Here is a 20,599-nt window from a genome sequence, read left to right as displayed (position 1 = left end):
TGCGCCATTGTGGTTAACCAGGCGTGAAGGTCGGGCAGTTGTGCCTGTACCGCCGTCAAGTTCGACTTCGGGAAAGATCAATTGATCGGTCCTGCCATTGTGATCGGAGAACAATGCCTATGTTCGCTGTTCGCACTGCGATCACGGAGATTTCCATGTCCGACGTTGCCTATGACCCCTCCCGTCACCGGAAAGCCGGACGGGGCAAGGTCTATGACTCGATTGTCGATACCATCGGTGACACGCCGCTGGTGGGGTTGCCGCAGCTTTCGAAGGAAATGAAGTCGAAGGCCCGAGTGTTGGCCAAGCTGGAGTTCTTCAATCCGCTCGCCTCGGTGAAGGATCGCATCGGTGTGGCCATGATAGAGGCACTGGAACAGTCGGGGCGGATCGGGCCCGACACGGTGCTGATCGAGCCGACCAGCGGAAACACCGGGATCGCCCTGGCCTTTGTGGCGGCCTCCAAGGGGTATCGGTTGATCCTGACCATGCCGGAAAGCATGTCGATTGAGCGTCGCAAGATGCTGGCTCTGCTCGGGGCGGAACTGGTCCTCACCCCGGCCGAGAAGGGGATGAAGGGGGCCATTGCCAAGGCCGAGGAACTGCTGGCGAGCACGCCGGATGCGGTGAGCCCGGCCCAGTTCGACAACCCCGCCAATCCCGCAATCCATCGGGTCTCGACCGCCGAAGAAATCTGGAACGACACGGCCGGCGAGGTCGACATCGTCGTCGCGGGTGTCGGCACGGGTGGCACGATCACCGGGGTCGGCCAGGCCCTGAAAGCGAAAAAGCCGTCGGTGCATATGGTCGCGGTCGAGCCGAGCGCCTCGCCGGTGCTGTCAGGTGGTGCGCCGGGACCGCACAAGATCCAGGGTATCGGCGCGGGTTTCATCCCGGCGATCGTCGATCGCTCGGTGATCGATGCGGTCGAACAGGTCTCGAACGAGGACGCGTTCGACATGGCGCGCAGGGTGGCCCGGACCGAAGGGATTCCGGTCGGTATCAGTTCAGGAGCGGCCTTGATCGCCGCCTTCCGTCTGGCGGCACGGGATGAAAACAGCGGCAAGACCATCGTCGTCATCATTCCCAGTTTTGCCGAACGCTATCTGTCGACGGCCCTGTTTGAGGGCCTGTAGAGCGACACCTGTGGTTAACTGCGTGGCTCTAGTCTGGGCGCACCATGTCCGAGTCCGCGTCCAGCCCCCTGGAGACCGCCCCGCCGGCGGATTTTCGTGCCCGCCACGCGCTGCTGAAGCGGCTGGCGGATGTCGTCTCCCTGCCTGCGAGTCGCATCAACGCCTTTGAGCGGGCGGTGACCGGGGACTTGCTGGTGGAAATGCTGAGACTGGCATCCCCGGCGGAACGAAAACGGGTCGCTGAACGTCTGGCCACACTGTCGGAGTTGCCGAACAGTCTTGTGCGTATGTTGCTTCGGGACGAGCCGGATGTCGCCGGTCCGTTGATCGAACTGTGTGCTTCCCTGTCAGATTCGGACCTTGTGTCCTGTGCCCGCGATACGCATCTCGAGCACCGGATACTGATTGCGAACCGGCGGGGTCTCTCCGAAGTCGTGACAGAAACCTTGCTGAGCTTTGGCGAGGCCCCGGTCTTTGACGCCGTCCTGAAGAACACCACTGCGAAACTGTGTCAGACGGCCATCGAGGGGGTGGTCAGTCAGAGTCGGCAATGGCTGGACCTGTGCGGGCTATTGCTGAAGCGTCCTGAACTGAGGCCTTCGGGGGCCTATGTGATGTTTTGGTGGTGCGGGGCCGACGACCGGCGCACCATCCTGCAGCGGTTCGCGGTCTCCCGTGAGGTCATGCAGGAGGTCTCGGAAGACATCTTCGTCATGGCGGCGGAGGCTAATTGGTCAGACCCGGTTGCGCGCAAGGCCCTGCAATTCATCGAGCGTCGCCAACGGAACCGGGAGGCGATCGAGAAAAGCCCCCATGCCAGCCTGGAAGCCGCTGTGGCCGCTGCCGCGAGCGAGGGGTTGAGTCGCGAGGTCGCTTCGGAGATTGCCTATCTGTCCGGTATCAAGCCGCTGACGGGGGCCAAGATTTTGGGTGACATCGGTGGCGAGCCCCTGGCCATACTGTGTAAGGCCACGGGCCTGACAAAGGCGGACCTGACCGGTCTCTGGCGTTCGATGCGGCGGCCCGAAATCGGGACGGACGGGGAGACAGATCCTGTGTGGGACCGTGTTCAGGTCACCTTCGAAATGCTGGCTGTCGATCGTGCTCAGACGGTACTTAGATATTGGAATTGGTCACTTTCCTCAGCCCTCACACCTGCTTTATTGCGCGCCATTCGGGAAGGTGAGGATGATTCTCTTGATGAATATTCGACCCCGGAACGCGCTGCGATGATGGCACTGGCTGAAAATTTCGGTCGCTAGTTGATTTCCACCTCCTGTATCTAGGGTTGAGTCTGGTTCCTCGATCGTATTGATCAGGTTGGATTGCCATTATTGTGGAAACTGCCTATTGAAACCGCTGTCGGCCGGTCGATGTTGATCAGTCAAGATAAGAATCGCACAGATGAGGACTGGTTAATGGAAGAGAATTCCCAACTGCTGGAAATGACGGCTGACATTGTATCGGCCTACGTCGGGAACAATAATGTCCAAGCAACGGAATTGCCGTCGCTGATTGCAAACATTCACGCAGCTCTCACGCAGGTTTCGGGTGGGGCTATCGAGCCTGAGCCCGAGCTCAAGGAGCCTGCTGTTCCGCTGCGTAAATCGATTACGCCGGACTTCCTGATCTGTCTCGAGGATGGCCGGAAGTTCAAGTCTTTGAAGCGGCACCTTCGTACCAAGTACGACATGAGCCCTGAAGACTATCGGGCCAAATGGGGACTGGCCAAGGATTACCCCATGGTCGCACCGAACTATGCCAAGGCACGGTCCGATCTGGCGAAACAGATGGGGCTGGGTCAGGGCGGTCGCAAACCCGCCCGCGGTGTTCGCGCCAAGAAATAGGGGTTCGACCCGGACTGCAATCAACGCCCGGCTCCGTGAGGAGACGGGCGTTTTTATTTGGGACGTGCTTGTCGGTCAGGCCGCCCGGGCACCGCGTCGCATGCGCCAGAAACGAAGTGTTCTCTGGGCCGCATCACGAGTGAGGTCGGTGTACATCCGGGCATATTCCTGCGCCTTGCTCATGGCCCCGCCGTCATTGTTGAGCAAGACGACCGCATAGGTCAGAAACAGCGCGCGATCGAGATCGGCCGAGCGGCAGATCACAGCCAGAGCATCCAGATCCCGGCGATCGACGATCTGTTTGGTGGTGTGGAAGTCGATGTCCGAAAGCTGTGACAGGGCGATGAGGAAGGACGTCTGTCCATCCGTTCGAAGAAAGCGCGCCAGTGTCTGTGCCGTCAGCTGGTTTGCGGCCCGGAGATCCTCGACCGTCGCCAGGCACTCGGCGTAGTCGGCGGGCAGGGCCCCGTCGTCGGTCGCCACCCGGGTGCGGCCGGCGGCGAGGGCGGTTTCCAGCAGGACGGGGTCCATGCGCGCGTTCTGTTCGAGGATCTGTTGCCGCAGACGAGCCTCGACCACGAAATACATATCGTTCAGCAGATCTGCCGGAAGGGCGCGGCGGGCCACGGTGGCTTCATGAAGAGTCGGGTTGGTCCTGGCCCGGTCTACGGCAGCCTCGGACGCCGAGCGCGACAGTTGAGCCCCGTCGTTTCGCAGCAGGGTCCCGAGGGTTTCATCGTCGCCGTGTTCGACGATCCCGTCGGCAACCGCCTCCGATACAGACGGGCGGGTTGAGATCGCGCGCAGATGTTCCTGACTGCTGGTGCGGACCACGCCCAGAAGGTCTTCGTCGCTCAGAACCGGAGACGCGCGCAGGATCGGAACGGCGACCAGGGCTTCGTCATTGGCAAGACTGCGAACCAGACCAGCGGGGGCGTCAGGTGTCGTGGCAAAGCGACCGGCCAGTTCCGCCCGAACAGCTGTTTCCATTTCTCCCGCTAATTTGGCAAGCACCGCGTCATAAAGGGCCGTTTCCGCCGCCGTATGTTGCGGGGTACCGAAGAAATGGTCGGTCAGTTCGCGCAGGAGGGTGCGGCGCTTCTCGCTGGACCCTTCTTCGGCAAGAGCGATCAGTTCGGGCAAACGGGAGTCAGAAAGTGTGCCGGTCATGGTCTGTCTGGCGTGGAGTTGTCGGGTAGGGCTTGCAGGCGGCCCGCAGCGTTTCGCATCAGGGTCGGCGGTTCGGGCGGTGCCGCCAGGTCCTGGGATGCCGGGGACTCGGGCAGGTCAATGGCCAGGGCGTCGATATAGACCGGTGCAGGCAGGGGGGTCGGGTCAGGTTGGCGACCGTTCTGGCGATGTACCGAATAGTAGCGCGCACCCTGCTGGGACGGCCCCGTGGACCGAGCCGGCGCGGTCAGCGCCGGTGTGGCCGGGGTCTGAGGCGCAGACGCCTGCATACGGAAGATCAATGCATCGCTACGCGGGGCCATCGGGTCGGCGACCGCTTCTGCGGCCGGCGACGTGGTCACGGCCGCGACAGGGGCCTGATCCATGGAGCGTGTCGGGATCGGCGGCGCGGCGACGGGTACCGCTGCTGGGGGTGACGGTGCTGTCCAGGCACGGACCGGGGTCGGGTCACGATCAGACGATATAGGTCGAGCGACCGTGAGGGTCCCCCCGTGCGGAATAATCGGAGCCGGTCGACGCAGACCGGTCGCGGATTCCCGGGTAGGAACGACCGGACTTCGGGTTGTGTTCTCATCTGTAGTGCCGGTTTTCCCGGACCATGACAGATACCGCAGGCCCAGGCTTTGACCGGTGCCGGCCGTGCGTCCCGGTGACTGTTGGGCAGCGGCCGGCGCAGCCGTCAAAAGGACAGCGGCGGCGGAGATGCAAACGAGTGTCAGGGCGCGACGCACAGTAACGGCTCCCGCTACAGGGACTGAAGCTGGATGGTAGGCGGGTCGAGCTTAACCCGTCGCTAACGAGGGCAGTGAAATTCACCGATTTACCGAAGACCGGGATCAGCTCCGGCCGGGGAGATACTGGATGGTGAAGGCGTCGCGCCAGTTAAGGGTCGAAGAATAGACTTCAGGTTCGGCCGCGACCTCGAAAAAGGCTCGCCAGCGATCATCGGTCATCGTGCCCAGACCGTAGAGGGCGGCATCCCCCCCATCGACGATGCCGCTATCGCGGAGCCGATCTCGCGACTGATCCAGCAGGGCCTGGTTCACCCCGGGGTTGTCCTGACGAATCAAGGCGTCGGCGGCGCGAGAGTCGCCGTGAATATAGTCGCGCCAACCCTCTGCAGAGGCGGCGATAAAGCTGCGCAAGGCCGTCGCATTGTCGCGGGCGAAGGCGTTCGGAGCCAGAACGATCGACCCATAGGACGGATAGTCCTCGTCGGAGAGCAGAAAGACCTTCGGCTCTTTCCCGCCGGCCTGTTCGATCAAATAGGGGGTGGAGGTCAGATAGCCCTGCAGTACGGCCTGACGATCGTCGATGAAGATGGCGGGGTCAGCGGAATAGTCGCGGAGTTGATCGTCGGTGAAGCCGTAGCGGGCCTTGAGCCACGGCCAGAAGGTGGTCCTGGCGGTCCCGGTCAGCATTATCGGCCGGCCCTTGAGGTCGCCGATCGATTTCAGGGCCGGCTCGGCATGGGCCACCAGTGCCTGAGGGTCTTTCTGGAAAAAGGCAGCGACGGCCTTTACCGGGGCCCCTTCAGCCGCGAGATTCATCGGGATGAAGCTGTTGGAACCGATGCCCAGCTCGACGGCACCGGACGCCAGCAGGCCGGGTACGTCCACGTCCGGTGCGCCCTGGACGATCTGGACGTTGAGGCCCCGCCGCTCATAGCCTCCCCCCGCGAGCGCCTGGTAGAAGCCGCCGTGCTCGGCCCGGGCAGACCAGTCGGTGGCGAAGCGCAGGCGCACCCGGCCCGCCTCATCGACCGGCACCTCGGAGCGTCCGCAGGCCGTCAGGGGCGCAGTCGCCAGCGCGCCCGCGAGGACGGTGCGACGGCTGATGAAAAAGGGGCGATTCTGATCCCGCGACATGGGTCAGACCCTAGGGCGGTGCTGCGCTATTGAAAAGGCGATCGACCGGCAATTCCGGTGCCGGAATTGAGCGAGGGGACGCACGCCCGGTCGAACCGTTGCTTACGTCCCCTCGCCAAGTCCGGGTTGGGACTTGGCCATTGAGGTTCAGGGCCTTGGCGTCAGCATCAGCGGGTAAACCCGGTGATGGTCAGCTGTTTCCTGGCGGCTCCTAGTCTTTGGCGTTTCGTCGGGTTTGACCCCGACGTCGTCCATCGATCCCGGTCTGGTTCTCCGTCGTCCCGCACCGAAGCGCTAAAGACGGGGAGCCTGGACCCTGCCCGGTCTTTCCATATCCTCCGAAGAGGTCAGGAACCCTTGGTCAGAGAGCCGGACCGGTCCGCTTGAACTCCGGGTCTCCCCGGTTTTCCGCGCCGCCGTGTCCCTCGGCCTGATCAAGCTCGCTCCAAACCGTCGATCCCGCAAGCACCGCGAGGCGGCCAATTGTGGACACTTTGGTGGATGAATTTACCAATCTCGCAGGGAGATCGGTGGACGATCGCAAAAATTTCGCAAAATACCAAAGGTTTGTGAGAGCGTGCACAACCAAATACCTAGCGGTCAAAATTCGTCCGGTCAGGCGCTTTGCAGGGCCTCGCGCCGGGCCTCGAGGGCGAGCCATTCCTCTTCGGCGGCGGCGAGCTGGGTGCGGGCGCGGTCGGCGTTGGCGGTGGCGCGGTCGAAGGCCTTGCGGTCGCGGGCGTAGAGGCCGGGGTCGCCGAGGGTGGCCTCATGGCGGGAGATGTCGGCGGGCAGGGAGGCGAGGAGACCCTCGAGCTCCTTGAGCCGGTGGGTGTCCTTGAACGACATCTTGGCGGGCTTCTTCGCCGCGACGGGAGCGGTGACCGTGGCCGGGGCGGGGCTGGCGGCGGCGCGGCGCTGGGCCTCGGCGTCCTGGGGGCGCTGGTGGGTGCCGGGCTTGAGGAAGCCGGGGTTCTGGCGAATGAAATCGGTCCAGCCGCCGGGGGTTTCGACGATGTCGCCGCGGCCGTTCATGGCGATGGTCGAGGTGGCGAGACGGTCGACGAAATCGCGGTCGTGGCTGACCAGGATCAGGGTGCCGTCATAGGTCTCGAGCAGCTCTTCCAGCTTGTCGAGCGTGTCCATGTCGAGGTCGTTGGTCGGTTCGTCGAGGACCAGCATATTGGCCGGCTTGGCCAGGGCCCGGGCCAGCAGCAGGCGGTTGCGCTCGCCGCCGGACAGGGTCGAGATCGGCTGGCGCAGCTGGCCTTCCTGGAACAGGAAGTCCTTGGCGTAGGCGGCCACGTGCTTGGACACGCCGCGCACGAGGATGGAGTCGCCGCCACCCGGGGTCAGGGCGTCCCAAAGGGTCATGTCGCTGCGCAGGCCCTCACGCGACTGGTCGAGGTAGACCGGCTCGAGGTTGGCACCCAGCTTGACGGTGCCCTCGTCGGGGGCGAGTTCGCCGAGCAGGATCTTGACCAGGGTGGTCTTGCCCGCCCCGTTGGGGCCGACGATGGCGAGCCGGTCGCCGCGGACGATGCGGGTGGTGAAGGGCTTGATGACGGTGCGTTCGCCGAAGGTCTTGGAGACGTTCTTGAGGTCGGCGACCAGCTTGCCCGACAGGGCTCCGGAATCGACACCGAGATACAGGTCGCGCGGCACGTCCTTGATGCGTTCGCTGCGGTCGGCCCGCAGGGCGTCGAGCGCGCGGGCCCGCCCCTCGTTGCGGGTACGGCGGGCGGTAATGGAGCGGTAGAAGGTCTCTGTTTCACGCTCGATGGTTTTGGTCAGCCGTTGCAGGGACTGAGCCTCTTCCTCGGTGACCTTGGTCGACCATTCGTCGAAGGCGTCGAAACTCTTGTTCAGACTGCGGACGCGACGGCCTTCCAGCCAGTGACAGGTCTGGGTCACCCGATTGAGGAAGGCGCGGTCGTGGCTGACGACCAGCACGGCGCAGCGGGCCGAGATGAGTTCTTCCTCGAGGAGTTCGATGGCGAGGATGTCGAGGTGGTTGGTCGGCTCGTCGAGCAGCATCAGGTCCGGCTCTTCGGCGAAGGCCTTGGCCAGGGCAGCGCGACGGATCTCGCCGCCGGACAGGTTGAGCGCGGGCTTTTCCGGATCGAGGCCGAAGGTGTGGAGCCAGGCTTCGGCGGTCCAGGATTCGGCTTTGCCGGAGACGGCATAGTCCAGCAGGGTCTCGCCGGTGATGACCGGTTCCTGCGGCACATAGGCGAAGCGGACCCCCGACTGGACGGCGCGCTCGCCGGAGTCGGGTTCGACCTGACCCATGATGATCTTCATCAGCGTGGACTTGCCGGCACCGTTGCGGCCGACGAGACAGGCGCGGGTGCGCGGCTCGATGGCGAGGTCGACGCCGTCGAACAGGGGACGTTGACCGTCCTGGAGACGGACGCCCTTGAGGGCGATGAGGGGGGGACGTGCTGCCATGGGAGGCGGCATATAGACTGCGAATGTGCCCGACGCGAGACACAGCGGACCGATCAGCGTAATGAGCCGCCCGATGACCAAGCCGTTCTGGGAAACCAAGACCCTGTCCGAGATGTCCCGCGAGGAGTGGGAGAGCCTGTGCGACGGCTGTGGCCTGTGCTGTCTGATCCGGTTCGAGGATGAGGACACCGGCGAAGTCACCCCGACACGGGTGCACTGCAAGCTGTTCGACACCCAGGCCTGTAGCTGTATCGACTATGCCAACCGGCGCGAGCAGGTGCCCGACTGCATCAAGCTGACGCCGTGGAATATCGAGGCGCTGAAATGGATGCCGCTGTCGTGTGGCTATCGCCGGGTACACGAGGGGCGCGGTCTGGCCGACTGGCACCCGCTGGTGTCGGGCGATCCCGAAAGTGTTCATTCCGCCGGCGTTTCGATCCGTGGGCAGACGGTTTCTGAACTGTCACTGAAGAAGGCGGAAGACGCGCTGGATTTCGAGGCTCCCGAGTGGAAACTCGAGCGCGGCGACTGATCCGCATTCGTCGGTGACGGTAACCAAAACTTTTCCTGTGCTGCATTAAGATATTCGCGATCCGTCACAGAGGGCCGGTGAATGCGCAGCAATGGCGAACCCGCCATGAATCTGGATTGTCCGTTCGGCCGACTGACGGCGTTGCTGTGCAGCAGCTTCAACATGCCGGTCGGGCTGGTGTCCGTGGTCGTCGGCGATGAGGCGGTGTTTCGCTCCCAGGTCGGTCTGGGCGAAGACTCCCTGCCGCGTAGCTCTACCGTCAGCAACGTCCTGGTGAGCATGGGGCCGGACGCGATCCTGCTGATCGAGGATGCGACCAAACATCCCGTATTCCAGCACCATCCGATGGTGGTCGGTCCGCCCTATCTGCGCTTTTTTGCCGGGGCGACGATCTCCAATGCAGACGGGGTCGCGGTCGGGGCCGTGGGCGTTGCGGATATGAAAACCCACCCCCCTCTGGAGCCCGCGCAGCTCGAGAATCTGAAATTGATCGCGCGGATCGCCGGGGACATGGTGGACCGGGCGGCGGAGGCGAGGATCCAGGCCGAACAGCTGCAATTGCTGGCGATGGCGGAGACGGTGACCGGCATCGGTCACTGGCGCCTGGATCGGACCACGAACCGGGTCGTCTGGTCGGACGAGGTGTATCGGATATACGGGGTCAACCGGGAGACCTTCAATCCGTCACTGGATGACGCGCTGAAATATTACCATCCGGATGACCGGGTGATGCTTGAAGGCCTGCTGCAGCGGGCGGGTGAGACCGGCGAAGGATTCGAGGTCCGACTTCGCCTGATCCGCGACGATGGCGAGATGCGGCACGTGATCTCGCGTGGTGGCGCGGAACGGCTGGAGGACGGGAGCATCGGTGCCCTGTTCGGCGTGTTTCAGGACCTGACCGACGCTGACCGGGCGCATGAACGGCTGATCCAGAGCGAGGCGCGCTACCGGCTGCTGGCGGAGCACTCTTCGGACATCATCACCATGACCCGGGTGGACGGGATATTCACCTATGTCTCGCCTGTCATCGAAGTGGCTCTGGGATACCGGCCTGAAGAGCTGGTCGGGCAACCCTACTCCAAATTCGTTCATCCCGAGGACCTGCCGGCGATGAAGGCAGCGTTCGCCGACTACGTCGCGGCCGGACCCGGTGCGCCGTCTCCCCGGGTCGCGTGGCGAACGTTCAAGAAGAGCGGGGAGCTGATCTGGTTCGAAGGACATCCCAAGCTGACCTGGGACGCGAACGGCCGTCCGCTGGAGATCCAGGACCTGTTGCGAGACGTCACTAAGACCAAACGACTTGAGGCTGAACTGTTGGAAGCGCGTGATCGCGCCGAGGCCGCGGCTCAGGCCAAGTCGGAATTTCTGGCCAATATGAGCCACGAACTGCGAACGCCCCTGACCAGTGTGATCGGCTTTTCGGGTCTGTTGCAGGCCAGCAATCGTCTACCGGCGGTCGAGCAGGGTCATGCCGAGCACATTCATACCGCCAGCGGAGCCCTGCTGAGCGTGATTAATGACATTCTGGACTATTCCAAGCTGGAGGCCGGAGCTGCCGAGATGGAGTTGCGCGCCTTTGATCCGCGGGTTCTGACCGGGGGCGCGGCTGCCATCATCGAAACCCAGTGCGTGGCAAAGGGACTGACCCTGACGGTTGAGGTTGATCCGGCTCTGCCTGTGGCCCTGACGGGGGACGAGGGACGCCTGCGACAGGTGTTGCTGAACTTCCTGTCGAACGCAGTGAAATTTACGGCCCAGGGTGAGATCCAGCTGATGATCGGCGGCCGGCCAGGTGCCGAAGGGCGCTGGAATTTGCGGGCGGAGGTTATTGATTCCGGGATCGGGATTTCAGATGATCAGATGGCGGATGTTTTCGATCGCTTCACCCAGGCAGATACGTCCACCACCCGAATTTATGGGGGAACCGGGCTGGGACTGGCGATCTCGCAACGTCTGATCGAGACAATGGGCGGTGAAGTCGGAGTCAAAAGCCGGTTGGGCGTGGGCTCCAGCTTCTGGTTTGAGGTTCCGTTGCCCGAGGCTGAAATTGAGACCGTCACACACCACGAAATGATGGGTGAGGTCCCGTCGGCCTGTGCCGGACGGGTGTTGCTGGCCGATGACGCCCCGGCGAACCGCGACCTGATCTGTACGATCCTGGGGGGGCTGGGCCTGGAGGTCGATGCGGTGTGTGACGGGCAGGAGGCGGTCGAGGCGATCCGGGCCGGGCATTACGATCTGGTGCTGATGGACGTGCAGATGCCGGTGATGGATGGTCTGGCGGCGACCCGGGTCATTCGGGCCATGGACGGGCCGATCGCCCGAATTCCGATCCTGGCCCTGACCGCCAATGTTCAGCGTGAACAGGTCGAGCTGTGTCTGGAGGCCGGCATGGACGGACATCTGGGCAAGCCGATCCAGGTGGCCGAGCTGGCCAGGACGCTGGCCAGCTGGCTGACGCCCGCCGTGCCGGAAGACCCGTTCGCTGTGGTGGTCTGAGTCCGGCCACGCACGACGGTCTTCCTCCGAATCCAGCCGCGCAATGTGTTGTCCGGCAAGGGATTGATCGATTTTCCAGACGAATAATCCGCCCTGGGACGCTGCTGACCTATGATTTGGGCATGGCGGGAAAAAGGGATTGGGGCGGGGGGCACCCCGGACAGGGGCTGGCGGCCCGGGTACGCGAGCTGATGGCCGCGACGGAAGGGGTGTCGCTGAATGAGCTGGAGCGCCGCGCCCGGGTGGTCGGCACCGTGGCCCGGGCGGCCAGGGTCGTGGATCAATTGTCCCCGCCAGAGGACATGATGGACGCCGATGACGATCAACTGGACGCCGCCGGAGAACAGCGGCTCAGGGACGACCTCCTGCATCGAATTCTTGCGCTCGATGGACGCACCGAGGATCCGACGGGCTCTGGCCAGTCTGGATCAGGATGAACTGAGACTGATCGAGCATGACTGGGCGGGCTGGTCTCATCTGGCGCAACGGCCGCCCGATGGTGACTGGGCGACGTGGTTGTTTCTGGGTGGGCGCGGCGCGGGCAAGACCCGGGCCGGGGCCGAATGGCTGACCCTGCAAGCGGCGCGCGGCGCGCGACTGGCCCTGGTCGGTCCGACCCTGCACGATGTGCGCGAGGTGATGATCGAGGGACCGTCGGGGTTGAGGGCCATCGCGCCTGCGCACCGGCGACCGGTTTATGAGATCAGCCGGCGGCGGCTGGTCTGGCCCAACGGGGCCGTGGCCCATGCCTTTTCGGCCGAGGATCCGGAAAGTCTGAGAGGACCGCAGTTTCACGCGGGCTGGGCGGATGAATTCTGCGCCTGGAAACGACCGGGCGATGCTTTGGCCATGTTGCGGCTGGGCATGCGGCTGGGGGCCGATCCGCGGCTGGTGATCACCACCACGCCGAAGCCGATGGCGACCCTGACGCGACTGCTGGCCGAGCCGACCACGGTCTCGACCCATGCGCCGACCGGGGTCAATGCGCGCAATCTGTCGCGCGGCTTTCTGGCCGGGCTGGAGGCCCTGTACGGGGGCACAAGGCTGGCGGCGCAGGAGGTGGACGGGCTGATCCTGGGGTCGGGAGAGGCGCTGTGGACGCAGGAGTTGCTGGATCGCTGCCGGGGGGGCACGCCGCGGGACTTTCGCAAGGTGGTGGTCGGGCTGGACCCGACGACGACGGCCGAGGGGGACAGTTGCGGCATTGTCGTCGTGGGGCTGGCCGAGGGGAAGGCCTGGGTGCTGGCCGACGAGAGCGTCAGTGGCAAGCGGCCGCGCGACTGGGCCCATGCGGTGGCGCGGACCGTGGCCCGGCACGAGGCCGACTGGGTCATCGCCGAGACCAACCAGGGCGGCCAGATGGTCGAGGACCTGCTGCGGGTCGCCAAATGCGGCGCGCGGATCAAGCCGGTGTTCGCCACCCGCTCGAAACGGGCCAGGGCCGAGCCGGTGGCCCTGCTCTACGATCAGGGCAAGGTCATCCACTGCGGCTATTTCGAAAAGCTGGAGGACGAGCTGATGGGGCTGGGCCTGGGCACGGGCGAGCACAGTCCGGACCGGGCCGACGCCCTGATCTGGGCCGTCAGCCATCTGCTGCTGAACCGGGTCGGCACGCCGAGTATCCGAACGCTCTGACTATCAATAAGGACGACGAGACATGAATGGACTGCGCTGGCTGAGGGGCCGTCGCGGGCGCATCGCCGCGCCCGAAACCAAGGACAGCCGGGTCGGGGCCCTGATTGCCATGACCGGGCCGGGGCGGCCACGCTGGACCCCGCGCGACTATGCGCATCTGGCGCGCGAGGGGTTCGGGCGCAATCCGGTGGCCTATCGCTGTGTGCGGATGATCGCCGAGGCCGCGGCCTCGACCCCGCTGGCCGTGTTCAGCGACGGGGTGCGCGATGACGGCCATCCGCTGGCGCGACTGCTGACGCGGCCCAATCCGGAACAGTCGGGGCCGGAGTGGCTGGAGGGCGTCTATGGCGCGCTGCAGACGGCGGGCAATGCCTATGTTGAGGCGGCCGGCGACGGTGACGGCGACGGGGCTCCCGATGAATTGTGGAGTCTGAGGCCGGACCGGATGGCGGTGGTGCCGGGGCGGCACGGCTGGCCCGAGGCCTATGTCTATGAGGTCGACGGGCGGCGGCTGCGGATTGGGCGCGGGGCCGACGGCTGGATGCCGGTCATGCATCTGAAGCTGTTTCACCCGACCGACGACCATTACGGCTTTTCGCCGCTGGAGGCGGCGGCCTGCGCTGTCGATGTGCACAATGCCTCGGGGGCCTGGAACAAGGCACTGCTGGACAATGCGGCCCGGCCGAGCGGGGCCCTGGTCAGCAGCGGGCGTGACGGCGAACGGTTGAGCGCCGAACAGTTCGAGGCGCTGAAGGCCCAGCTGGGCGACGCCTATACGGGGGCGGCCAATGCCGGGCGGCCGCTGCTGCTGGAGGGCGGGCTGGACTGGAAGCCGATCAGCCTGACCCCGGCCGAGATGGATTTCATCGCCGGCAAACACGCGGCGGCGCGCGAGATCGCCCTGGCCTTCGGGGTGCCGCCGCAGCTGCTGGGGATTCCGGGGGACGCCACCTATGCCAACTATCGCGAGGCCAATACCGCCTTCTGGCGGGGGACGATCGCGCCGCTGGTGCGCAAGACGGCGGGGGCCCTGACCGGCTGGCTGGGGCCGCGCTTTGCCGGCACGCGGATCGCGCCGGATCTGGACGGGGTGCCGGCCCTGCAGCCCGAGCGCGATGCCCTGTGGGCACGGCTGGGGGCGGCAGGCTTCCTGACCGATGCCGAGCGACGGCGCATGGCGGGGGTGGGCGAATGAACGGGCCGGGGTGGCGGATTCCGGCTGCCCTGGTCGTGGCCCTGGCGGTGCAGACGGTCGGGGGGCTGGTCTGGGCCGGGGGCGCGGCGGCGCGGATCGCGGCGTTGGAGGAAAGGGTCGGCGAGCAGCGACTGGTGGCCGAGCGGCTGGCGCGGCTGGAGGAACAGGGCATCGCCACGCGCCAGACGGTGGAACGGATCGAGCGGCGGCTGGAGGCGGGGCGGTGAGGGGGACGAGCGAGCGTGACCCCTCACCCGACCGCGCCAGCACGACGGCTGCGCCGCCGTGCGCGGTCTCCCTCTCCCGCAGGGGGAGAGGGAGTGTGGAAATCAGCGGCTATGCCTCGCTGTGGGGCGTGGCCGATCTGGACGGGGATGTGGTGGCGCGCGGGGCCTTCGCCGACAGTCTGGCCCGGACCGGGGCCGACGGGGTGCGGATGCTGCACCAGCATGAGGCGCGGGCGGTGGTCGGGGTCTGGGACAGGCTGGTCGAGGACGACCGGGGCCTGTTCGTCCGGGGACGGATCATGGACTGGTCGGCTGAGGCGCGCTTCGCCGCGGCGCTTTCCCGGGCCGGGGCGCTGGACGGGCTGTCGATCGGCTTCCGGGCTGCGAAGGCGCGGCGCGAGGGGCGGCTGCGGGTGCTGGTGGCGGTCGACCTGTGGGAGGTGTCGCTGGTAACGTTTCCGATGTTGCCGGGGGCGCGGTTCGCGGTGGTGTGACCCCTATTGCGCCAGGGTGCGCAGCAGGGAGTCCCACTGGCGGACTCCGGGGGCGAGGGTGGCGACGGGGAGGCGCTCGTTGAGGCCGTGGGCGAAGTCGTCCGAGGGCTTCATGAACACCGAGGAGACGCCGTAGCCGGGCACGCCGAGGGCGCGGAAATGCATGGTGTCGGTGGCGCCGGCCTCCATGGTCGGGACGATCGGCAGGCCGGGGGCGCGGGCGTGGACGGCGGCGGTGATGGCGGCGGTCAGGTCGGGGCGCAGGGGCGAGGACGGGGCGTCGACGGTGCCGGAGTCCTGATACGCAACCGTGACGCCGGGGTCGGCCATGATGCCGGTCAGGGTGGTCTGGATCCGGGCCATGGTCGTGCCGGGGAAGATGCGGCAGTTGACGTTGGCCGTGGCCCGCTGCGGCAGGGCGTTGGGGGCGTGGCCGCCGTTGATCATGGTGGCGATACAGGTGGTGCGGATCAGGCCGACATATTCGGGATCGGCGTTGAGCACGGCGATGGCTTCGGCGTCGGCGGGATCGACGGCCAGACGGCGCAGGGCTTCCCCGGACGGGCCGGTCACGCGCGGGCCGGTAGCGGCGATATAGGCGGTGGTGATGGGGCTGTAGCTGACCGGGAATTTGTAGGCGGCCAGCCGGGTCAGGGCGGCGTTGAGCCGATAGATGGCATTGGTCGGCCCGGGACGGCTGGAGTGGCCGCCGGCGTCGGTGACGGTGAGCGTATAGTCGGCATAGGTCTTTTCCGCCGCCTGCAGCTTGTAGACCGAGGGGGTGCCGTCCTCGGCCAGCAGGCCGCCGCCGGCGTCGGCGTTGAGCACCATTTCGGCATCACGAAGCTGCTGGGCCAGCCAGCGACCGGTGGTCATGGCGGTCTCTTCGTCACCCGAAAGGGCCAGGACGATGGAGCGGCGCGGCGTCCAGCCGGACTGGCGCAGCTGGATCAGGGTGGCGACCAGCACCGACAGGTCGGCCTTGTTGTCGAGTGCCCCGCGTCCGTAGACGTAGCCGTTCTCGACCACGGCGGTGAAGGGGTCGCGGGTCCAGTCGGCGGGGTCGGCCTGGACCACGTCCATATGGGCCAGCAGGACGAGGGGCTTGAGGTCGGGGTCGCTGCCGGGCCAGCGGGCGATCAGGGCGGCGGTTTCGCCGATGGACTCGATTTGCACGTCGCTGTCGGCATAGCCGCCATCGACCAGCAGGCCCTTGAGCCAGGCGGCATAGGCCGGGACCTGGCCGGCCCCCTCGACGGTGCGGAAGCCGATCGAGCGGGTCAGGATGTGGAGCGCATTGTCGGCGGCCGGGTCCGCCGCCTGGGCGGTCGCCGCGAGCGGGGCCAGCAGCAGGGCGAGGGCGGCGGTGCCGCCGGCGAGGGTACGGATCATGGGGGACTCCGGCGCGGACGGTCAGCATTACTTTCAGATCGGGACAGTAGCGGTCGACGGCCGCTTGTCCATCCGGCCCGGGCAATGGGCGGACCTCAGAGCGAAGGGGGCTTCGTGCCTCCTGAACAACCGCGACGGATGACCGTCGGGTGAAACGGGCGTGGCCTGGGCCCGCCTTTCCTTCAAGCGGAGACACTATGAAAGAGACCAAACAGGCCCCGGCCACGCCGGGGGCGCGCGCTGCCATGCATGAGATGATGGCGGCCTTTGAAGCGTTCAAAGGGGCCAATGACGCCCGGCTGGACGAGATCGAGAAGAAGGCTGCGGCCGATCCCTTGCTGGAGGCCAAGGTGGCGCGGATCGACCAGGCGGTGGGGGCGGCGCAGGCGCGACTGGACCGGGTGGTCAGCGAGGGGCGGCGACCGGAACTGGCCCCCTCCGTCCCGGCCGTTGGCCGGGCCACCTCCCCCTATGAGGGGGAGGAGACGAAGGCGGCGTTTGACGGTTATCTGAAGACCGGGAATTCGAACGGGCTGGAGCTGAAGGCGGGGCTGTCGTTGGCGGCGGATTCGGGCGGTTATGTGGTGCCGCCGGAGACCGAGCGGGCCATCGACCGGCGGTTGATGGCGGGCAGTCCGATGCGCGAGATCGCCACAGTGCGCACCATCGGGGCGGGCGTGTTTCGCAAGCCGGTGTCGACGGCCGGGGTGACGGCGGGCTGGGTGGCCGAGACCGCGCCGCGGCCCGAGACGGACCCGGCGACCCTGGCCCTGCTGGAGTTCCCGGCGGCCGATCTCTACGCTTCGCCGGCGGCGACCCAGAGCCTGCTGGACGACGCCATGATCAACCTCGATGAATGGCTGGCGGGCGAGGTCGAGGATGCCTTCGCGGCCCAGGAGACCACGGCCTTTGTCAGCGGTGACGGGATCAACAAGCCGAAGGGCTTTCTCAGCTATCCCGTCGTCGATGAGTCGATCCACGCCTGGGGCGAGATCGGCTATGTGGCCTCGGGCGCGGCGGGGGCTTTCGCGGCGGCGAACCCGTCCGACCGGCTGATCGATCTGGTCTATGCGCCCAAGGCCCGCTATCGGCCCAACGGGCGGTTCGTGATGAACCGGCGGACGGTCTCGACCGTGCGCAAATTCAAGGACGCCGACGGCAACTATATCTGGCAGCCGGCGACGCGAGCGGGGGAGACGGCCTCGCTGCTGGGCTATCCGGTGACCGAGATCGAGACGATGCCGGACATCGCCGCCGACAGTGCCGCCATCGCGTTTGGTGATTTCCAGCGCGGCTATCTGATCGTCGACCGGGCCGGGGTGCGGGTGCTGCGCGACCCCTATTCGGCCAAACCCTATGTGCTGTTTTACACGACCAAGCGCGTCGGCGGCGGCGTGCAGAATTTCGACGCCATCAAGGTGATGAAGTTCGCGGTGAGCTGAGGCGAGGACCCCTCTCCCCTTGCGGGAGAGGGAGACCGCGCACGACCGCGACAGCGGTCGTCCTGGCGCGGGCGGGTGAGGGGTCGAACAGACGCCTGACGATCGGTCGGTTTGACCCCTCATCCGACCCGCTTCGCGGGCCACCTTCTCCCGCAAGGGGAGAAGGACAAGGAGATACGGAGAATTCCCATGACTGCACCGGTGAGCCTCACCGAGGCGAAACTGTTCCTGCGCGTCGAGCATGACGCCGAGGACGGGCTGATCCAGACCCTGATCGATGCGGCGCAGGCGCGGGTTGAGGGGGAGGTCGGGGCGGCGCTGGACGCGACGTCAGCGGCTCCGCTGCGGCTGGCGGTGCTGATGCTGGTGCTGCGGGCCTATGAGCGGGGTGAGCGGGAGATGCCGATCGGCCCGGTGGTGGCCTGGATCGCCCCCTATCGCGCGGTGCGGCTGTGAGCGGGCGGCGGCTGGCCGAGTTGCTGGCGGCGACGGAGACGCAGACGCCCCAGGGCGGGCAGGCGGTCAGTTTCGAGCCACTGGGCTGGGTCTGGCTGAAGGCCGGATCGCGACGGCGACGCGAGCGGACCGAGGCCGGGGTGACGCGGATGATCGAGACCATGCGGGTCGAGACCCGGGCCGATCCGCGTCTGGTCGCGGGCCGGGTGCTGCGCTTCGACGGTGACGACTGGACCGTGGTCGCGGTCGAGGTTGATGCCGAGCGGCCGGGGCGGGTGCGAGCGGATCTGGAGCGGCGGCCATGAGCGATCATGAGAGCGCGCTGCAGGCGGCGTTGATCGCTCATCTGACGGCCGACGCCACCCTGTCAGCCCTGCTGAACGGACGGGTGTGGGACGCACCGCCGCGCGACGCCGGGTTTCCGCACCTGCTGATCGGTCGCAGTGCCAGTCGTCCGGTGGCGGCCGAGGGCTGTGGCATCGAGCACCGGTTGTCGCTGACTGTCATCTCGCGCTTTCAAGGCACCGAGGAGGTGCGGGCCATCGTGGCGGCGGTGCGGGCGCGGCTGGAGGGCGCGGCGCTGGAGAGCGGCGGGATCCGCACGGTGTCGCTGGGGGTGACCCTGGCCGATGTGTTCCGTGGCGGCGACGGGGCCCGGACCTGGGCGGTGATCCGGGTGCGGGCGGTGACCGAAGACATTGCCGGCTGAGGCGACAGGGAAGGGAGCACGGACATGGCCGCACAACGCGGGAAGGACATCTTGCTGAAGATCGAGGACGGGCCGGGGGTGTTCGTCACCGTCGCCGGACTGCGGGCGCGGACGATCTCGCTGAACGCGCGGACGGTCGATGCGACCGACGGTGACAGCGCCGGGCGCTGGCGCGAACTGCTGGCCGGGGCGGGCGTGAGGTCGGCGGCGGTGAGCGGCCAGGGGGTGTTTCGTGACGCCGCCTCGGACGCCCTGATCCGCGAGGCCTTCTTCGCCCAGACGGCACCGGGCTGGCAGCTGATCGTGCCCGATTTCGGGGTGCTGGAAGGGCCGTTCCTGGTGGCGGCGCTGGAATATGCCGGGGAGCATGAGGGCGAAGCGAGCTTCGCCATCAGCCTGGCGAGTGCGGGCGAGATCGGGTTTACGGCGCTGTGACCGGGGCCAACGGTGCGCGCGGCGAGGTGACGGCGACCCTGGCCGGAGCGGAGCGGCGGTTGTGTCTGACGCTGGGGGCGCTGGCCGAGATCGAGACTGGACTGGAAGTGGCCGGGATCGCGGCGCTGAGCGCGCGGATGCGCGCACTGTCGGCGGGGGATCTGATGATCGTGCTGGCGGCCCTGTTGCGCGGGGGCGGTGAGGGTGCGCTGGCTGACGAACTGGCGCGGGCGACGGTGGATCCGCGCGAGGCGGCCGAGGCGGTGGCCCGGGCCTTTGCGGCCTCCTCCGGTCAAGCCGGAGGATGACGAGTGGCATGACGCCGTGGGGCGAGATGCTGCGGGTGGCGGCGCGGGCCGGGGTGACGCCCGCGGCCTTCTGGCGGCTGTCGCTGAAGGAGTGGCGGATGCTGACGGAGCGACCGGCAGGGCCGGTGCCGATGGGGCGGGATGGGTTCGAGCGGATGATGGCGGCGTGGCCGGATGAGGTCTGTGAGGGGGCGTACCCCTCCACCGCTTCGTGGTCCCCCTCCCCCTCGCTGCGCGACGGGGAGGAGACATGACCGAAGGGTTTGAAACCGACGGACTCGGCACTGTGCCGGAGCGGGCGGCGGAGGCGGCGGCGGCGCTGGAGTCGTTGCGGGAACCGGCGGAGCGGGCGGCGGGGGCGATCGGCGAGGCGTTCGACCGGGCCGGCGAGAGTCTGGCCCGGTCGCTGGCGCGGGCGGCGGCGGACGGGGAGATCAGCCTGGCTGAACTGGCACGGGCGGTGCTGGCGGCGGTCAATTCCGGGGCCGGAAACGCGAAAGGCGGCGGGCTGGGCGCGGCCCTGGCGGCGGCGCTGGGCGGGCTGTTCGGCGGTACGCGGGCTGAGGGCGGGCCGGTATCGGCGGGGGCGGCCTATCTGGTCGGAGAGCGCGGGCCGGAGGTGTTCCGTCCGGACGGCGGCGGGACCATCGAGCCCGTGACCGGACCGGGGGTGACGATCAACGTCAGCGTCGACGGCGGCGCCCCGGCCCTGCTGCGGTCCGAGGCCCAGATCGCCCGGATGCTGGCGCGCGCCGTATCGCTGGGCGCGCGCCGGCTCTAGA

The 20,599-nt window shown here is 66.9% G+C and carries 23 protein-coding genes; 18 read left to right on the top strand and 5 right to left on the bottom strand.

Annotation, left to right across the window (positions count from 1 at the left end):
* Positions 1 to 155: 155 nt before the first annotated feature.
* From cysK to AAC050_RS01665, 3 genes are all read left to right on the top strand, one after another.
* Entirely contained in the window at positions 156 to 1,136 is a 981-nt protein-coding gene (gene cysK / locus AAC050_RS01675) for a cysteine synthase A (protein ID WP_339913307.1), read from the top strand.
* Positions 1,137 to 1,180: 44 nt separating this feature from the next.
* Complete coding sequence (locus AAC050_RS01670) at positions 1,181 to 2,398, top strand: DUF2336 domain-containing protein (protein ID WP_339913306.1); 1,218 nt, start codon at positions 1,181 to 1,183, stop codon at positions 2,396 to 2,398.
* Positions 2,399 to 2,554: 156 nt separating this feature from the next.
* Complete coding sequence (locus tag AAC050_RS01665; protein WP_339913439.1) at positions 2,555 to 2,983, top strand: MucR family transcriptional regulator; 429 nt, start codon at positions 2,555 to 2,557, stop codon at positions 2,981 to 2,983.
* Between the two features lie 75 nt (positions 2,984 to 3,058).
* On the opposite strand, the gene AAC050_RS01660 is transcribed toward AAC050_RS01665, so the two are convergent.
* The 4 genes from AAC050_RS01660 to AAC050_RS01645 all read right to left on the bottom strand — a co-directional run bounded on the left by AAC050_RS01660 (position 3,059) and on the right by AAC050_RS01645 (position 8,493).
* Positions 3,059 to 4,153: a DUF2336 domain-containing protein gene (locus tag AAC050_RS01660; protein WP_339913305.1), complete on the bottom strand. Its 1,095-nt coding sequence runs from the start codon at positions 4,151 to 4,153 to the stop codon at positions 3,059 to 3,061.
* Positions 4,150 to 4,539 (bottom strand): hypothetical protein, encoded by a 390-nt coding sequence (locus AAC050_RS01655; RefSeq protein ID WP_339913304.1) that lies wholly within the window; start codon positions 4,537 to 4,539, stop codon positions 4,150 to 4,152. The genes AAC050_RS01660 and AAC050_RS01655 overlap by 4 nt, the downstream gene beginning before the upstream one ends.
* 471 nt (positions 4,540 to 5,010) lie before the next feature.
* Positions 5,011 to 6,042 (bottom strand): ABC transporter substrate-binding protein, encoded by a 1,032-nt coding sequence (locus AAC050_RS01650; protein ID WP_339913303.1) that lies wholly within the window; start codon positions 6,040 to 6,042, stop codon positions 5,011 to 5,013.
* 615 nt (positions 6,043 to 6,657) lie between these two features.
* Complete coding sequence (locus AAC050_RS01645) at positions 6,658 to 8,493, bottom strand: ABC-F family ATP-binding cassette domain-containing protein (protein ID WP_339913302.1); 1,836 nt, start codon at positions 8,491 to 8,493, stop codon at positions 6,658 to 6,660.
* A gap of 73 nt (positions 8,494 to 8,566) precedes the next feature.
* On the opposite strand from AAC050_RS01645, the gene AAC050_RS01640 reads away from it, so the two are divergent.
* The 7 genes from AAC050_RS01640 (at position 8,567) to AAC050_RS01610 (ending at position 15,075) form a co-directional block, all read left to right on the top strand.
* Complete coding sequence (locus AAC050_RS01640) at positions 8,567 to 9,025, top strand: YcgN family cysteine cluster protein (protein WP_339913301.1); 459 nt, start codon at positions 8,567 to 8,569, stop codon at positions 9,023 to 9,025.
* A gap of 81 nt (positions 9,026 to 9,106) precedes the next feature.
* Positions 9,107 to 11,524: a PAS domain-containing protein gene (locus AAC050_RS01635; protein WP_339913300.1), complete on the top strand. Its 2,418-nt coding sequence runs from the start codon at positions 9,107 to 9,109 to the stop codon at positions 11,522 to 11,524.
* A 122-nt stretch (positions 11,525 to 11,646) separates the two neighbouring features.
* The gene (locus AAC050_RS01630; RefSeq protein WP_339913299.1) at positions 11,647 to 11,961 is read left to right on the top strand and encodes a hypothetical protein; all 315 of its coding nucleotides are present in this window, start codon (positions 11,647 to 11,649) and stop codon (positions 11,959 to 11,961) included.
* Positions 11,912 to 13,159, top strand: coding sequence for a terminase family protein (locus AAC050_RS01625; protein WP_339913298.1), 1,248 nt, complete (start codon positions 11,912 to 11,914; stop codon positions 13,157 to 13,159). The genes AAC050_RS01630 and AAC050_RS01625 overlap by 50 nt, the downstream gene beginning before the upstream one ends.
* Before the next feature lie 22 nt (positions 13,160 to 13,181).
* Complete coding sequence (locus tag AAC050_RS01620) at positions 13,182 to 14,354, top strand: phage portal protein (RefSeq protein WP_339913297.1); 1,173 nt, start codon at positions 13,182 to 13,184, stop codon at positions 14,352 to 14,354.
* Complete coding sequence (locus AAC050_RS01615) at positions 14,351 to 14,581, top strand: hypothetical protein (RefSeq protein ID WP_339913296.1); 231 nt, start codon at positions 14,351 to 14,353, stop codon at positions 14,579 to 14,581. The genes AAC050_RS01620 and AAC050_RS01615 overlap by 4 nt, the downstream gene beginning before the upstream one ends.
* Before the next feature lie 95 nt (positions 14,582 to 14,676).
* The gene (locus AAC050_RS01610) at positions 14,677 to 15,075 is read left to right on the top strand and encodes an HK97 family phage prohead protease (protein WP_339913295.1); all 399 of its coding nucleotides are present in this window, start codon (positions 14,677 to 14,679) and stop codon (positions 15,073 to 15,075) included.
* Between the two features lie 3 nt (positions 15,076 to 15,078).
* On the opposite strand, the gene AAC050_RS01605 is transcribed toward AAC050_RS01610, so the two are convergent.
* On the bottom strand, positions 15,079 to 16,467 hold the full coding sequence (locus AAC050_RS01605; RefSeq protein ID WP_339913294.1) for a M20/M25/M40 family metallo-hydrolase: 1,389 nt from the start codon (positions 16,465 to 16,467) through the stop codon (positions 15,079 to 15,081).
* A 197-nt stretch (positions 16,468 to 16,664) separates the two neighbouring features.
* Here AAC050_RS01605 and AAC050_RS01600 point away from each other — a divergent pair, with 197 nt between their 5' ends.
* The 8 genes from AAC050_RS01600 to AAC050_RS01565 all read left to right on the top strand — a co-directional run bounded on the left by AAC050_RS01600 (position 16,665) and on the right by AAC050_RS01565 (position 20,598).
* Complete coding sequence (locus tag AAC050_RS01600; protein WP_339913293.1) at positions 16,665 to 17,909, top strand: phage major capsid protein; 1,245 nt, start codon at positions 16,665 to 16,667, stop codon at positions 17,907 to 17,909.
* Positions 17,910 to 18,098: 189 nt separating this feature from the next.
* A complete protein-coding gene (locus tag AAC050_RS01595) occupies positions 18,099 to 18,365 on the top strand; it encodes a head-tail connector protein (protein ID WP_339913292.1) in 267 nt (88 codons plus the stop codon).
* Positions 18,362 to 18,670: a head-tail adaptor protein gene (locus AAC050_RS01590; protein ID WP_339913291.1), complete on the top strand. Its 309-nt coding sequence runs from the start codon at positions 18,362 to 18,364 to the stop codon at positions 18,668 to 18,670. Before AAC050_RS01595 ends, AAC050_RS01590 begins: the two co-directional genes overlap by 4 nt.
* Positions 18,667 to 19,074 carry a DUF3168 domain-containing protein gene (locus AAC050_RS01585; protein ID WP_339913290.1) on the top strand — a complete coding sequence of 136 codons (408 nt, stop codon included), beginning with the start codon at positions 18,667 to 18,669 and terminating at the stop codon, positions 19,072 to 19,074. Before AAC050_RS01590 ends, AAC050_RS01585 begins: the two co-directional genes overlap by 4 nt.
* Before the next feature lie 24 nt (positions 19,075 to 19,098).
* Positions 19,099 to 19,509 carry a phage major tail protein, TP901-1 family gene (locus tag AAC050_RS01580; RefSeq protein WP_339913289.1) on the top strand — a complete coding sequence of 137 codons (411 nt, stop codon included), beginning with the start codon at positions 19,099 to 19,101 and terminating at the stop codon, positions 19,507 to 19,509.
* Positions 19,506 to 19,817 carry a GTA-gp10 family protein gene (locus AAC050_RS01575; RefSeq protein WP_339913288.1) on the top strand — a complete coding sequence of 104 codons (312 nt, stop codon included), beginning with the start codon at positions 19,506 to 19,508 and terminating at the stop codon, positions 19,815 to 19,817. The genes AAC050_RS01580 and AAC050_RS01575 overlap by 4 nt, the downstream gene beginning before the upstream one ends.
* Positions 19,814 to 20,071: a phage tail assembly chaperone gene (locus AAC050_RS01570; RefSeq protein WP_339913287.1), complete on the top strand. Its 258-nt coding sequence runs from the start codon at positions 19,814 to 19,816 to the stop codon at positions 20,069 to 20,071. The genes AAC050_RS01575 and AAC050_RS01570 overlap by 4 nt, the downstream gene beginning before the upstream one ends.
* Positions 20,068 to 20,598 (top strand): phage tail tape measure protein, encoded by a 531-nt coding sequence (locus tag AAC050_RS01565; RefSeq protein ID WP_339913286.1) that lies wholly within the window; start codon positions 20,068 to 20,070, stop codon positions 20,596 to 20,598. The genes AAC050_RS01570 and AAC050_RS01565 overlap by 4 nt, the downstream gene beginning before the upstream one ends.
* Position 20,599: the final 1 nt, after the last annotated feature.

Origin of the sequence: uncultured Brevundimonas sp. (genome assembly GCF_963974615.1) — a bacterium.
Classification (GTDB): domain Bacteria; phylum Pseudomonadota; class Alphaproteobacteria; order Caulobacterales; family Caulobacteraceae; genus Brevundimonas.
This window is presented reverse-complemented; position numbering and strand designations above follow the sequence as displayed.